Genomic DNA, 13211 nt, shown 5'->3' with positions numbered 1-13211 from the left:
ATGTCCTTGAGAACCGTGTTGCTGGCGGCGATGCTGTTGATCGCCGGGCCGGGCGTGATGGCCCGCGAGGCACCGAGCCAGGTGCGCCTGGTGAGCGAGCAATGGCTGGACTACACCAACGCCGACGGCACTGGGCTGGCCTGGGATGTGTTGCGCAAGGTGTTCGAGCCGGCCGGCGTCAAGGTCGTCGCGAAGAGTGCGCCGTACAGCCGCGCGGTGGGGCTGGTCAAGCGGGGCGAGGCCGATGCCTGGGTCGGTTCGTACCAGGAAGAGAACGAAGACAACCTGTACCCGCGCTGGCACTTCGACATGGATCATATCTATGCCCTGGGCCTGACCAGCAAGCCTGCGCCTACCCTCGAGACCATCGGCCAGTACCGACTGGCCTGGGTGCGGGGCTACGCCTATGCCAACTACCTACCGAACGTCCGCAGTTTCCGCGAGATCCAGCGCCGCGAGGGGATCCTGCCGATGCTCGAGCATGATCGGGTGGACTACTACGTCGATGCCTTGGCCGAGGTGGACTACGTGCTCTCCCAGGCGCCTAATCCGCAGGATTTCCGTCGCACCCATGTCGCCGAGCTGCCGTTGTTCCTGGCGTTCACCCGCAGCGAGCAGGGCAAGGCGCTGCGTGACCTGTTCGACCGGCGCATGGAGCAATTGGTGCGCAGTGGTGAACTGAAGCCGATCTTCGAGCGCTGGAAGCAGCCGTATCCGTTCTGAGACTGTCAGCCATTGCGTCGCCTGCTACGCCAGCGAGGCGGTCCAAGCATCGAACTTTTCGATCTTAAGCGGCGATATTCAGCCTGCGCACCGGTGCCGGGCTGCTGATACAATCGGGCGAATTGAAATTTCCTACTTTCCAGGAGCACAACGTGCCCGTCGTCTTTGTTGCCGCCTCTAAACTCCCGACTCCCTTCGCGATCTTCACCATGCATGGCTTTCTCGACGAAGCCACTGGCCGCGAGCACGTGGTGCTCAGCCTGGGTGACATCGGTGACGGCGAGCCGGTGCTGGGGCGCCTGCACTCCGAGTGCCTGACTGGCGATGCCTTGTTCAGCCAGCGCTGCGACTGCGGCTCGCAGCTGGAAGCGGCGCTGCAGGCCATCGCCCGTGAAGGCCGCGGCGTGCTGCTGTACCTGCGCCAGGAAGGGCGTGGCATCGGCTTGCTGAACAAGATCCGCGCCTACGAGCTGCAGGACGGCGGTGCCGACACCGTCGAGGCCAACGAGCGCCTGGGCTTCGCCGCCGACCAGCGCGACTACGCCATGTGCCTGCCGATGCTCGAGCACCTGGGGGTCACCTCGCTGCGCCTGATGACCAACAACCCGCGCAAGGTCAAGGCACTGACCGACATGAACATCAAGGTTGCCGAGCGCGTGCCGCTGCACACCGGCCACAACCCGCACAACCGCCTGTACCTGGCCACCAAGGCCGACAAGCTTGGCCACATGATGGGCAACAAGCACCAGGGCGAGGTGCCCCAGGCGTGACTCGCGGCGAGGTGAAGCGCCGGCTGGCCCTGGCCTGGTGGCAGTACCTGGCGGTGGGCCTGGTGCCGCTGCCGGTGATGGCCTGGGCCTTCGGTGGCGGCGAGGCGCTGATCCCGGTGCTGGCCATGCCGCTGTTCATTGCCGGCGCCGCGACGATGTTCCTCAGCCTGCCGCGCTTCCAGGCCTACAAACGGGTGCTGATCGCCACGGACAAGGCGCTGGGCGGCGCCGAGGAGCCGGCGGCCTGGATCGCACTGGCCCGGGTGCGGCGCATGGCCATGCTGTTCGCCTGTTTCCCGGCGTGGATCGCCGCGTTGTCGGTGCTGGTCGGGCTGGAGGCGGTGCCGCAGATCCTGCTGGCGCTGTCCACCGTGGTGCTGCTGTACCTCTATCGCATACCGCGCCAGCTCGGCTGATGCGGGCGCTACTGGCCGGCTTGCTGCTGTGCTTCGGCGCCCTGGCCGAAGCCGGGCCACGGGTGGTCAGCCTGGCCCCTTCGATGACTGAAATCGTGCTGGAACTGGGCGCTGCCGACCTGCTGGTGGGCGTGCTCGACGGCGCGCAGCGTCCGCAGGCGTTGCAAGCGCTGCCTTCGGTCGGCCGCCAGGGCCAACTGGACCTGGAGCGCCTGCTCAGCCTCAAGCCCGACCTGTTGCTGCTCTGGCCCGGCAGCGTGGCGCCGGCCCAGCGCGAACAGTTGCGGCGCCTGGGCATCGCCATCTTCACGGCCGAGCCCGGCAACCTTGACCAACTCATCGACCAGATCGAAGCCATCGCCCATCAGTTGGGCCGTGACGAGCAGGGCCGCGTCTATGCGGCAAGCCTGCGCGAGCGCTTGCGCGGGTTGCGCGAGCAGTATCGCCGGGACACGCCGTTGCGGGTGTTCTACCAGGTCTGGGACAGGCCGCTGTATACCTTGGGCGGGCGCCAGGTGGTCAGCGATGCCTTGCGCGTCTGCGGCGCCCGCAACGTGTTCGACGACCTGTCGCAGCCGGCGCCGCAGGTGAGTGTCGAATCGGTGGTGCTGCGCAATCCCGAGGTGATCCTGGGCGGTGACATGGCGCAGTTGGCCAGTTGGCGCAACTGGCCGGCGCTGAGCGCGGTGGCGGGCGATCGTCTGTTAGTGGTGCCGGACAAGGGCCTGGAGCGGCCCAGCGGGCAGATGATCGACGCCACCGCCCGCCTGTGCGCATTGCTGGCGGCTAGAGCGCCGGCGTCCAGGTGAGGCTCAGCAGCCAGGTGCGACCTTCTTCGCGGTAGCCGTAGCTGTTGCCCTGGTAGCTGTAGAGGGTGCGGCTGTAGCGCTTGTCCAGCAGGTTGTCGAGCTTCAGGTCGAGCTTCAGCTCCTCGGTGGCGGCCCAGCCACCACGCAGGCCCAGCAGACCATAACCGGCGATGGCGTCGTTGTTGCCCTCGTCGTTGTAGCTGCCGCTGACGGCCTGCCAGCTTGCACCGACGTTGAAACGATCGAGCTGACGGTCAAGGTCCAGGCTCAGGGTTCGCCGTGCACGGCGGGCCAGGGTATGGCCGCTCTTGCGGTCGCGTGGGTCGATGACTGCCAGGCCGAGCTGCGAGGTCCAGCCCGCCCACTCCTGGGTCAGGGACAATTCCATGCCGTCGATCCGGGCGGCGGCGATATTGCCTGGCCGATTGCGCGTGGCATCGTAGCTGATGGCGTCGCGCAGTTCGGTGCGGTAGAGCGAGGTTTCCAGGCGGCTGCTGTCGCTCAGTTGGCTGCGCCATTGCACTTCATAGCTTTTCGAATGCTCGGGGCGCAGGTTCGGGTTGCCGTAACGGACATCGTAGAGATCGTTGAAGGTCGGCGCGCGGAAGCCCTCGCTGTAGGACAGCAGCATGTCGTTGCGTGGGTTCAACGGTACGCTCAGGCTGGCGTTCCAGGTCGTCTGGCTGCCGTATTGCTGGTTGCGATCCTGACGTATGCCCAGTTCGCTGGAAAACGCCTCGCCGGTGAACCGGTACTGGGCGAATGCAGCACGGTTCCAGCGGCTGTCTTCGCTGAAGTTCGCCGTGCCGTGAAAGCGGTCTTCGTACCAGTCGGCACCCAGCATCAGCTGGTTGCGCTCGTCGAGGGCCAGTTCGTTCTGCCAGGTTACCTGGTCGCGATAGGTGTTGTAGATGAAGCGCTCGTCGCTGAGTTTGTCGCGCTTGTCGTCGCGGTTCTCGCTGTGGCCCAGTTCCAGCCTGGAGTGCCAGGTGTCATTGAGCTGGGCATCGAACCAGGTACCCAGGCTGCTGACACTGAAATCTGTGTAAGGCTGCTGTGGATAACTTTCCCAGGTGGCTTCGTCCAGCCGTCCATAGGGGTTGTCGTACTCGCTGCGCCCACGGCTATCGAGCAGGTTCAGGCCCGCCTCGAAGCGTTCGTTGAAGGTATGGCTCAGGCTCAGGTTCAGCGAGCGGTTGCGGTATGCATCGTGGTCGCCATCGCTGGCAAAGGACGCTCCGGTCGAGTCGATGCCGGCGGTCTCGTCTAGGCTGGCACCGAGGTTGAAGCGCGTCGCCCCGTCGCCTCCGGACAGCCCCAGGCTGCGCTGCCAGGTCTGGTTGCTGCCTGCCGCCAGGCGCAGGCGCGGTTGCAGGCCCTGGTTGGCGCCACGGCGGGTGAAGATCTGGATCACCCCGCCAATGGCGTCGCTGCCATACACCGCCGAGCGTGAGCCGCGCAGCACTTCCACCCGTTCGATCTGGTCGACGTCGAGAAACTGCAGGCCGCTGTCGCCGGAGGTGGCGTTGGCGATGCGCACGCCATCGACCAGCACCAGGGTCTGCGCGGCTTTGGTGCCGCGGATGAAGATGCCTGGCAGGCTGCCACGGCCACCGGTCGGGGCCACCTGCACACCGGGAACGCGCGTCAGCAGGTCGGTGACGCTGGACGGCTGCAGGCGGTCGATGTCGCTGCGGGTGAAGACGGTATTGGCGGCGCTGGTGGCGGTGCGCGACTCGACCTGGCGGCTGGCGCTGATCAATACGTCGGGGAGCTTGAGGGCGTCGTCGCGGGTGGGTTCGGCGGCCAGGGTGGCGGCAGGGAGGCAGAGCAGGGGGAATGCGCAGATCTTCATTGGCAGCTCCATTGCGAGCGCGGGGCAAGCCTACCCCCACGGACCCTGGCGGGTTCTCGTGGGAGCGGGCTTGCCCCGCGACAGGGGATTACAGGCCGAGCTTGGTCAGGCGCGCCGTCACCGACGCTTCGATCCCGGCAGCATCCAGCCCGCACTCCGCCAGCATCTGCGCCGGCTTGGCGTGCTCGACGTAGATATCCGGCAGCCCCAGGTGCAGCAGCGGCTTGACCACTGCCTCGCGGGCCAGGAACTCGCCCACGGCCGCGCCGGCACCGCCCATGATGGCGTTCTCTTCGATCGTCACCAGCAGCTCATGGCCCGCGGCGATTTCCAGCAGCAGGGCTTCGTCGAGCGGCTTGACGAAGCGCATGTCGACCACGGTGGCGTCGAGTTTCTCGGCCACTTGCAGGGCTTCGGCCAGTTGCACGCCGAACACCAGCAGGGCGACCTTGCTGCCCTGGCGGCGGACCACGCCCTTGCCGATCTCCAGTGGCTCGAGGTCGCCGCTGATCGGTGCGTTGGGGCCGGTGCCACGCGGGTAGCGCACCGCCGCCGGGCCTTTGTAGTGGTAGCCGGTGCTGAGCATCTTGCGCAGCTCGTTCTCGTCGCTCGGGGTCATCACCAGCATGCCGGGGATGCAGCGCAGGTAGGACAGATCGTAGGCGCCGGCATGGGTCGGGCCGTCCTCGCCGACCAGGCCGGCACGGTCGATGGCGAACAGCACGTCCAGGTCCTGCACCGCCACGTCGTGGATCAACTGGTCATAGGCGCGTTGCAGGAAGGTCGAGTAGATCGCCACCACCGGCTTGGCGCCCTCGCAGGCCATGCCCGCGGCCAGGGTCACCGCGTGCTGTTCGGCGATGGCCACGTCGAAGTAGCGCTCCGGGTAGCGTTCGCTGAAGTCGATCAGGTCCGAGCCTTCCTTCATCGCCGGGGTGATGCCCACCAGGCGTTTGTCGGCGGCGGCCATGTCGCACAGCCACTGGCCGAACACCGAGGCGTATTTCGGGCCGCTGGGCTTCTTCGGCGCCACCGGCTTGTCGGCCGGCTCCAGCTTGGTGATGGCGTGGTAGCCGATCGGGTCGATCTCGGCCGGGGCGAAGCCCTTGCCCTTCTTGGTGACCACGTGCAGGAACTGCGGGCCCTTGAGGTCGCGCATGTTGCGCAGGGTGGCGATCAAGGTCGGCAGGTCGTGGCCGTCGATCGGGCCGATGTAGTTCCAGCCCAGTTCCTCGAACAGGGTGCCGGGGACCAGCATGCCCTTGGCGTATTCCTCGGTGCGCCGGGCGATCTCCCAGGCCCCTGGCAGGCGCGACAGCACTTTCTTGCTGCCTTCGCGCATGCTGGCGTAGGTGCGGCTGGAGAGGATCTTGGCCAGGTAGTTGGACAGGCCGCCGACGTTGCGCGAGATCGACATGTCGTTGTCGTTGAGGATCACCAGCATGTCGGCGTTGACTTCCTGGGCGTGGTTCAACGCCTCGAAGGCCATGCCGGCGGTGAGCGCACCGTCGCCGATCACGGCGATGGACTTGCGCGGGTCGTTCTGCAGCCGGGCGGCGATGGCCATGCCCAGCGCGGCGCTGATTGAGGTGCTGGAGTGGCCGACGCCGAAGGTGTCGTACTCGCTCTCGCTGCGTCGCGGGAAGGCGGCGATGCCATCCTTCTGGCGCAGGCTGAGCATGCGGTCGCGGCGCCCGGTGAGGATCTTGTGCGGGTAGGCCTGGTGGCCGACGTCCCACACCAGGCGGTCATCCGGGGTATCGAAGACGTAGTGCAGGGCGATCGTCAGCTCGATGACGCCCAGGCCTGCACCAAAATGCCCACCGGTCTGACCAACGGTATAGAGCAGCTCCTGGCGCAGCTCGTCGGCCAGGGTCTCCAGGTCGGCTTCGGCCAGCCGGCGCAGGCCAGCGGGCGTGTCGGCGCGGTCCAGCAACGGCGTGACCGGGCGTTCGCGGGGGATCTCTTGAAACGTCGTGGGCATCAGGCGAGTCGTTATAGGTGTGAAGAGGCGGCAGTTTACCCCATTGTGGGAAAAGCTGCCCATTCGGACGGGTGTGCAGGAAGCTCAATGCGACACGGATCCTGTAGGAGGCGCTTGTGCCGCGAAAGGGCTGCGTGGAGGCCCCAGGATTTCAGCGTTGACACGAAGATTGCCGGGGCCGCTTTGCGGCCCTTGCGCGGCACGAGGCCGCTCCTGCAGTGTCTATCTCAGGTCTCAGTGGCGACGCTCGACGATGTAGCGGGCCAGCGCGCGCAGCGGTTCGGCGTTATCGTCGAAACCGGCCAGCGCGGCAAGGGCCTGGTCGCGCAGTTCCAGCGCGTAGGCCTTGGCCGCCTCCAGCCCGAGCAGCGCCGGATAGGTCGGTTTGTCGCGGGCGATGTCGGCGCCCTGGCGCTTGCCCAGGGTGGCGGTGTCGCTTTCCACGTCGAGGATGTCGTCCTGCACCTGAAACGCCAGGCCGATGGCCTGTGCATAAGTCTGCAGGGCATCGAGCTGGGCCTGATCGGCGCGGGCGCTGGCCAGGGCGCCGAGGCGCACGCTGGCTTCGATCAGCGCGCCGGTCTTGTGCCGGTGCATCAGTTCCAGGGCCTTCTGGTCGAGCCTGATGCCCACCGAGCCCAGGTCGATGGCCTGGCCACCGACCATTCCGGCAGGGCCGGCGGCCTTGCTCAGGGCCTGGACCATCTGCAGGCGCACGCCGTCGGCCTGCGGGCTCAACTGTGGGTCGAGCAGGGCGGCGAAAGCCAGGCTCTGCAGGCCGTCGCCGGCGAGGATGGCACAGGCTTCGTCGAAGGCCTTGTGGGTGGTCGGCTGGCCACGCCGCAGGTCGTCGTCGTCCATCGCCGGCAGGTCGTCGTGCACCAGCGAATAGGCGTGGATCAGTTCCACCGCGCAGGCTGCGCCGTTGGCCTGCTCGGCAGGGGCGCCGAGGGCCTGGCAGGCAGCATAGGCGAGCAGCGGACGCACTCGCTTGCCGCCGTTCATCACGCTGTAGCGCATGGCGGCGTAGAGGCGTTCGAGTTCCTTCAGCGGCGCCTGGAACAGCGGCTCGAGCGCAGCGTCGACCCGCGCCTGGGCGCTGGCCTGGTACTCGGCGATCATGCTTGCGGCTCCGCGTCGAACGGCTGGGCAGCCAGTTCGCCGTCACGCTCCAGCAGGATCTGCACCTTCTGTTCGGCCTGGGCCAGGGCGCCCTGGCAGTCGCGGGTCAGGGCGATGCCTTGCTCGAAGGCGGCCAGCGAGTCTTCCAGCGACAGTTCGCCGTTCTCCAGGCGTTCGACCAGGGCTTGCAGGTCGGCGAGGGATTGTTCGAAATCGATGGAGGCTTTTTTGCGGGCCATGGCGACTGTCTCGGTGGTGTTCAGAACGGCGCGACACTAGCAGAGCAGGGCAGGGGGAGCAAATTGCCAGGCACTATCGTTCGTCGCATCTTGTTGCACTTGCCCGTCTGGAACGGCCTTGCATTCTGCGACGCAGTCGGATTGTGAGGGGTAGGGCCCTCTGCCATAATCCGCGCGCCCTGGCCCGAAGGCCAGCGGACTTTTCTCTCGATGTCACGTAACGGACTACGTTGTGAGCTTTCTCTCGATCGAATTCGGCCTCTGTTTCACGCTGTTCTTCACCCTCTACTGGAGCTTGTGCTGGAGCACTCGGTTGCAGAATGTCCTGCTGCTGGCGGCCAGCTATGGCCTGGTGGCCAGTTTCAGCCTGCAATCGCTGTACATCCTGCTTGGCTACAGCGCCCTGGTGTATCTGCTCGGACTGCTGCTGGCGCGCCATCCCGGTCGCTGGTTCGGCCGGGTACTGCTGCTGGCCCTGGTGCTGGGCTGCTTCTACCTGTTCAAGTACCAGGAGTTCTTCACCGGCGCCGTGCAGGTGGCGCTGGCCAGCGCCGGGTTCGACGTGTCGCTGCCGCTGCTGGAAGTGCTGGTGCCGATCGGGCTGTCGTTCTACACCTTCCATTCGGTCAGCTACCTGGTGTCGATCAACCGCCGCGAGCTGGCGCCGGCCACGCCCCTGGACCTGGCGCTGTACCTGGCCTTCTTCCCCAGCCTGGTGGCCGGCCCGGTCAACCGTGCGCCGCACCTGCTGGCGCAGATCCGCCCCGAGGCGATGCGCCAGGTGCTGGAGCCACAGCGGGCACTGGGGCTGATCGCCCTGGCCGTGATCAAGCTGTTCTTCTTCAGCGCCTGGCTGGGCAGCGAATGGGTCGACCCGGTGTTCGACACGCCCGGCAGCCATAGCCCTGAAGCGGTGCTGCTGAGCGTGTACGGCTACAGCTTCCTCATCTACTTCAACTTCAGCGGCTACACCAACCTGGTGACTGGCATCGCCCTGTTGCTGGGCTTTCGCCTGCCGGACAACTTCGATGCGCCCTATGCCGCGCGCAACCTCAAGGACTTCTGGGGGCGCTGGCATATCAGCCTGTCGCGCTTCATCCGCGACTACGTCTATATCCCGCTGGGGGGCAACCGCCACGGTGCCTGGCGCGGCAACCTGAACATGCTGCTGGCGATGCTGGTCTCCGGCCTGTGGCATGGCGCCAGCCTGAACTTCATCGTCTGGGGGGCGTTGCACGGTGTGGGGCTGGCCGTCTCCAAGCTGTTCGCCCAGCTAGTGCCGGGCTTCGCGCGGATGCCGGGGGCCGGCTTGCTGGCCCGGTTGATGACGTTCCACTACGTGGCCTTCGCCTGGATCTTCTTCCGCAACCCGACCCTCGACGGCGCCCTCGAAATGCTCGATGACATCGCCGCGGTCAGCCTGGCCGGCCTGGACAGCGCGACCGGCCTGATGCTGCTGGCCTGCGTGCTGCTGGTGGCGAGTTATCCACAGTGGCTGGCATTGCTGCGACAGGCCGGCGGACTGTTCCAGCGCTTGCCCTGGCCGCTGTATCCGGTTCCGCTGGGGATCGGCATGTCGCTGGTGATCTTCGCTTCGCAGTCGGGCGTGCCGGGGTTCATCTATGCAAGTTTCTGACAGCGGGCAACTGTTTCGGGTGCAGATGGGCGCGCTCCGCGCCCTCTACGCGATCGTGATCGCGACCGTCCTGCTGTTCTGGCTCAACCAGGACTCGATCAGGCTCTATTGCCAGCAGAAGTATCACCAGAGCTGCGAGATTCCGTTGCTCGGTCAGCAACCGGCCTGGCGTTTCGGGGCACAGTTGACCGCAGGGCTCGAGAGCGGCCGCGATGATCTGCTCGCGCGCTTGTATCCGGCCGCATTGCCCGTGCCGGAGGAGTTGCCAGCACCGGTGCCGGTGGTCACGGTCAATCTGGAGACGCCGGCAGCGCTGGCCAGGCCCATGGACGCCTCTCGCGAACCGGCTGAGACGCCGCTGGCGCCCACGCCTGCCGCCATGCCCGTATCGGTCCCTGTCGCCACCCCGCCGCCAGTCGAGGCGGACGCGAAGCTGACGCTGGCGTCGGGCGATGCGGTGTTCCTGGTAGGCGATTCGCTGATGCAAGGGGTCGCGCCGCACCTGGCCAACAGCCTGCGCAAGCGTTATCAGGTCCGTACCGTCAACCTCAGCCGGCAGAGCACCGGCCTGGCCTATCCGGGCTTCTTCAACTGGCCGAGGACTGTCGCCGAGACGCTCGAGCACGAGCCGGACATTCGCCTGATGGTGGTGTTCCTCGGCCCCAACGATCCCTGGGACATGCCCCAGGGCAAGGGCAAGCCGTTCCTGCGCTTCAAGTCGCCAGAGTGGGAGGCCGCGTACCGGGCGCGTATCGACATGCTCCTCGAGCAGGCGCGCCGCCACCGGGTCCAGGTGCTCTGGGTCGGGCCACCGAACATGGAGAAGGCCAGGCTTTCCACGGCCATGGACTACCTGAGCGGGCTGTACCAGCAGCAGACGGCACAGTTCGGCCAGCATTACGTTTCGGCCAACCCGATTCTCGGCTATACCGACGAGGCGTTCTCGTACACGGTGGCGACGCCGGAGGGCAAGCGGGTCAAGGTCCGGGTCGACGACGGCATCCATTTCACCATCACGGGCCAGAAGATGATCGCCGCGCAGGTGCTGTCGCTGATCAGCTTCCCGGGCCTGACCGTTACAGGACATTGAGATGCGCCAATGGCATCACCTGCTGGGCCTGGCCCTGCTGATCAGCGTAATGCCCGGTTGTAGCACCGGCGCCACCAGCGCGGCGATCCCCCCGGCCAAGCGCCCTGTGGCTGCGCCGGCCACCCGGCAGGACGGCAACCTGGCGTTGCTGGCCGGCAAGCTGCGCAACGCCGGACGTGCGCCGGTATCGATCGTCCAGCTGGGCGACTCGCACACCGCCGCCGACCTGTTCAGTGGTGAGCTGCGCCGCCTGTTGCAGGCGCGCTACGGTGACGGCGGCATCGGCCTGGTGCCCGCCTCGCCGGTACCGGGGATTCGTCATGACCGGGTGATCATCAAGAGCGAGAAGCGCCAGTGGGAGCTGGTGTCGGCGCGCAACCAGCGCAGTGACCGCTTCCCGCTGGGCGGCTACCTGTCGTTGCCCCAGGCCAGCCGCTCCAGCGTGCTGCTCCAGGCGCGCGACGAAGACCGCCAGCGCTACAAGATCTCGGCGCTCTACCAGTCCAGTGGCAACGCCACCCTGCTGGCCAGTGGCGGGCAGCGGCGAATGTTGCCGGCGAGCGCGGGTCAATGGCGCTTCAGCCCGGCATTGGCCAACCTCGGCTTGCCCGTGCAGTTGAGCGTGGAAGGGGGCGCTGGGGTCGCGCTCGGGGGCTGGTATGTCCAGGGGCAGAAGAATACCGGGGTGACCTACTCGACACTGGGGATCAACGGTGCCCGCCTCGAGGTGGTGGACAAGTGGCAGCCTGGCTGGCTGGACAGTCTCAAGGCGGTGCGCCCGGACCTGGTGATCCTGGCCTACGGCACCAACGAAGCGTTCGATGACACGCTCGACCTGGCGCTGTACCGGGCCCAGCTGGACACGACCTTGACCAGGCTACGCCAGACGCTGCCCCAGGCGGTGATCCTGCTGGTTGGCCCGCCGGACTCGATCAAGCAACGCAAGGCCCGCAGCTGCGCGGCACGCCAGCCGCAACCGTTGGCCTCGGTGATTCGCCTGCAGAAGCAGATGGCGCAGAAGCACAAGGCGCTGTTCTGGGACTGGCAAGCGTTCATGGGCGGCCCTTGCGCGATCGCCGGCTGGCAGGCCAGTGGGCTGGCGCGGCCTGACCTGGTGCACCTGACCGCAGATGGCTATCGCAAGAGCGCGACGGGGCTGTATGAGTTCCTCAAGGGGCCGCTGGGCCTGCGCCCCTAGGCGCCAGCCTGGCTGGCGAAATGTGCTCAGACCGGCTTGGCATCCGGGGTCAGCACCCGTTGCATGAAGGTCAGGTCCAGCCAGCGTCCGAACTTCACCCCCACCTGCGGCATCTGCCCGGTCACCACGAACCCCAGTCGCTCGTGCAGGCGTACCGACGCTGCGTTGCCGCTCTCGATGGCCGCGACCATCACATGCTTGCCGCAGTCCCGCGCCCGCTCGATCAGCGCGGTCATCAGCAGTGGTCCCAGGCCCTTGCCGCGCTGGTCGCCGCGGATATAGACCGAGTGCTCGACGGTATGCCGGAAGCCCTCGAACGGCCGCCAGTCGCCGAACGAGGCGTAGCCCAGCACGCCGGTCTCATCCACTGCCACCAGGATCGGATAGCCCTGCTGTTGGCGCGCTGCGAACCACGCCTGGCGGTTGGCCAGGTTCACCGGGGTTTCGTTCCAGATCGCCGTGGTGTTGCGCACGGCGTCGTTGTAGATGTCGAGGATGCCCGGCAGGTCGTTGGGCAGGGCGTCGCGGAGTGGGTGACTCATGGGGCGATCTCGCAGGGTGGGAGGGTTCAAGCGTGTGCCCATTGCAGAAGCAAGGCGCGTGCCGGGCTGGGGGCACGTGGTCAGGCCAGGGGCTGGACGGATTGTGCGTCGAAGCGGTGCGTCAGCCTGGGAAAGTGCACTGTTTGCGGGCGCTGTCGGCGAACATTTTGACACACCCCGGTTACTTGAGTACCGTGCCGCACCGCAGTAGATTCTGCGGTTCGGGATTGGCGTCCCGTATTCAGAGAGATCGAGCACTGACGCACCTGGCGGCGGTGTTCTGCATGGCTGCACCCGTTATGGGCGGGCCGTGTGTGGGAGCCTTCGGGCTCACCGGTTCTCTCTGCCGGCACGCCAACCCGCACGGCTTCGTCCACCCATCTTGGCGTATGGGCGCGGGGCTTTTCAAAGAGAGAGCAGCAAGGAGATGCACCATGCTCAAGAAGATCGTTCCAGATCCACCCTTCGCATTGATGGATACCGCCACCTTTCATCGAGAGGTGCAGCCATGAGCCAGGAATCGCTGGTCAACCCCGCGTCCCGCCTATCCCGTCCCGTCACCGCCAGTTCCCATTTCGGCACCTGCAATCACGCCCACGCCCCGATGCTTTCGGTGCATGCGGGGGTCGATAGCGAGGATGCGCTGGTGTGTGCCGTGGCGGCGTTGAAGGCGGCCTACGAGACCAATGCCACGGCGCTGGAGCAGGCGGGGGAACCGTTGCGCAGCTTGCTGACGGCGACGGAGAACTCGCTGGAGAAAGGCCTGGCGCTGGCTGAGGCAGTGCTCGAGGGGCTGGAGCAGGGTTAGCGGCTCCCGTCGCAGGTCT

The 13211-nt window shown here is 66.6% G+C and carries 13 protein-coding genes; 8 read left to right on the top strand and 5 right to left on the bottom strand.

Features of this window, described 5'->3' with window-relative positions:
* From F3J43_RS13515 to F3J43_RS13500, 4 genes are all read left to right on the top strand, one after another.
* Positions 1-723, top strand: coding sequence for a substrate-binding periplasmic protein (locus F3J43_RS13515; protein ID WP_166886958.1), 723 nt, complete (start codon positions 1-3; stop codon positions 721-723).
* Between the two features lie 152 nt (positions 724-875).
* Positions 876-1493, top strand: a complete 618-nt coding sequence (gene ribA / locus F3J43_RS13510; RefSeq protein WP_166886957.1) for a GTP cyclohydrolase II — start codon at positions 876-878, stop codon at positions 1491-1493.
* Positions 1490-1909 carry an MFS transporter gene (locus tag F3J43_RS13505; protein WP_166886954.1) on the top strand — a complete coding sequence of 140 codons (420 nt, stop codon included), beginning with the start codon at positions 1490-1492 and terminating at the stop codon, positions 1907-1909. Before ribA ends, F3J43_RS13505 begins: the two co-directional genes overlap by 4 nt.
* The gene (locus F3J43_RS13500) at positions 1909-2718 is read left to right on the top strand and encodes a cobalamin-binding protein (RefSeq protein ID WP_166886951.1); all 810 of its coding nucleotides are present in this window, start codon (positions 1909-1911) and stop codon (positions 2716-2718) included. Before F3J43_RS13505 ends, F3J43_RS13500 begins: the two co-directional genes overlap by 1 nt.
* On the opposite strand, the gene F3J43_RS13495 is transcribed toward F3J43_RS13500, so the two are convergent.
* The 4 genes from F3J43_RS13495 to F3J43_RS13480 all read right to left on the bottom strand — a co-directional run bounded on the left by F3J43_RS13495 (position 2696) and on the right by F3J43_RS13480 (position 7918).
* On the bottom strand, positions 2696-4573 hold the full coding sequence (locus F3J43_RS13495) for a TonB-dependent receptor plug domain-containing protein (protein WP_205297841.1): 1878 nt from the start codon (positions 4571-4573) through the stop codon (positions 2696-2698). The genes F3J43_RS13500 and F3J43_RS13495 overlap by 23 nt on opposite strands.
* Positions 4574-4661: 88 nt before the next feature.
* A complete protein-coding gene (gene dxs, locus F3J43_RS13490) occupies positions 4662-6557 on the bottom strand; it encodes a 1-deoxy-D-xylulose-5-phosphate synthase (protein ID WP_166886944.1) in 1896 nt (631 codons plus the stop codon).
* A 234-nt stretch (positions 6558-6791) separates the two neighbouring features.
* On the bottom strand, positions 6792-7679 hold the full coding sequence (locus F3J43_RS13485) for a polyprenyl synthetase family protein (RefSeq protein WP_166886941.1): 888 nt from the start codon (positions 7677-7679) through the stop codon (positions 6792-6794).
* The gene (locus tag F3J43_RS13480; RefSeq protein ID WP_166886938.1) at positions 7676-7918 is read right to left on the bottom strand and encodes an exodeoxyribonuclease VII small subunit; all 243 of its coding nucleotides are present in this window, start codon (positions 7916-7918) and stop codon (positions 7676-7678) included. The genes F3J43_RS13485 and F3J43_RS13480 overlap by 4 nt, the downstream gene beginning before the upstream one ends.
* 232 nt (positions 7919-8150) lie before the next feature.
* Between F3J43_RS13480 and F3J43_RS13475 the strand changes: the two genes are divergently transcribed.
* From F3J43_RS13475 to F3J43_RS13465, 3 genes are read left to right on the top strand one after another with little or no spacing between them, the layout of a single operon-like run.
* Complete coding sequence (locus F3J43_RS13475) at positions 8151-9554, top strand: MBOAT family O-acyltransferase (RefSeq protein WP_166886935.1); 1404 nt, start codon at positions 8151-8153, stop codon at positions 9552-9554.
* On the top strand, positions 9541-10644 hold the full coding sequence (locus F3J43_RS13470) for an SGNH/GDSL hydrolase family protein (RefSeq protein WP_205297840.1): 1104 nt from the start codon (positions 9541-9543) through the stop codon (positions 10642-10644). The genes F3J43_RS13475 and F3J43_RS13470 overlap by 14 nt, the downstream gene beginning before the upstream one ends.
* A gap of 1 nt (position 10645) precedes the next feature.
* The gene (locus F3J43_RS13465; protein WP_166886932.1) at positions 10646-11842 is read left to right on the top strand and encodes an SGNH/GDSL hydrolase family protein; all 1197 of its coding nucleotides are present in this window, start codon (positions 10646-10648) and stop codon (positions 11840-11842) included.
* Between the two features lie 26 nt (positions 11843-11868).
* On the opposite strand, the gene F3J43_RS13460 is transcribed toward F3J43_RS13465, so the two are convergent.
* Complete coding sequence (locus F3J43_RS13460) at positions 11869-12384, bottom strand: GNAT family N-acetyltransferase (protein WP_166886929.1); 516 nt, start codon at positions 12382-12384, stop codon at positions 11869-11871.
* 508 nt (positions 12385-12892) lie between these two features.
* Here F3J43_RS13460 and F3J43_RS13455 point away from each other — a divergent pair.
* Complete coding sequence (locus F3J43_RS13455) at positions 12893-13192, top strand: hypothetical protein (RefSeq protein ID WP_166886926.1); 300 nt, start codon at positions 12893-12895, stop codon at positions 13190-13192.
* The last annotated feature ends 19 nt before the right edge of the window (positions 13193-13211 follow it).

The organism is Pantoea sp. Cy-639, assembly GCF_011752525.1.
In the GTDB taxonomy this organism is placed as follows: Bacteria; Pseudomonadota; Gammaproteobacteria; order Pseudomonadales; family Pseudomonadaceae; genus Aquipseudomonas.
The sequence above is the reverse complement of the archived record's forward strand: the minus strand, read 5'-3'. Positions and strand labels throughout refer to the sequence as shown.

Excerpts from the sequence above, each read along its gene's own strand:
- F3J43_RS13515 (WP_166886958.1), top strand. The coding sequence starts at position 1 with ATGTCCTTGAGAACCGTGTTGCTGGCGGCGATGCTGTTGATCGCCGGG.
- F3J43_RS13500 (WP_166886951.1), top strand. The coding sequence starts at position 1,909 with ATGCGGGCGCTACTGGCCGGCTTGCTGCTGTGCTTCGGCGCCCTGGCC.
- F3J43_RS13495 (WP_205297841.1), bottom strand. The coding sequence starts at position 4,573 with ATGAAGATCTGCGCATTCCCCCTGCTCTGCCTCCCTGCCGCCACCCTG.
- dxs (WP_166886944.1), bottom strand. The coding sequence starts at position 6,557 with ATGCCCACGACGTTTCAAGAGATCCCCCGCGAACGCCCGGTCACGCCG.
- F3J43_RS13485 (WP_166886941.1), bottom strand. The coding sequence starts at position 7,679 with ATGATCGCCGAGTACCAGGCCAGCGCCCAGGCGCGGGTCGACGCTGCG.
- F3J43_RS13480 (WP_166886938.1), bottom strand. The coding sequence starts at position 7,918 with ATGGCCCGCAAAAAAGCCTCCATCGATTTCGAACAATCCCTCGCCGAC.
- F3J43_RS13470 (WP_205297840.1), top strand. The coding sequence starts at position 9,541 with ATGCAAGTTTCTGACAGCGGGCAACTGTTTCGGGTGCAGATGGGCGCG.
- F3J43_RS13465 (WP_166886932.1), top strand. The coding sequence starts at position 10,646 with ATGCGCCAATGGCATCACCTGCTGGGCCTGGCCCTGCTGATCAGCGTA.
- F3J43_RS13460 (WP_166886929.1), bottom strand. The coding sequence starts at position 12,384 with ATGAGTCACCCACTCCGCGACGCCCTGCCCAACGACCTGCCGGGCATC.
- F3J43_RS13455 (WP_166886926.1), top strand. The coding sequence starts at position 12,893 with ATGAGCCAGGAATCGCTGGTCAACCCCGCGTCCCGCCTATCCCGTCCC.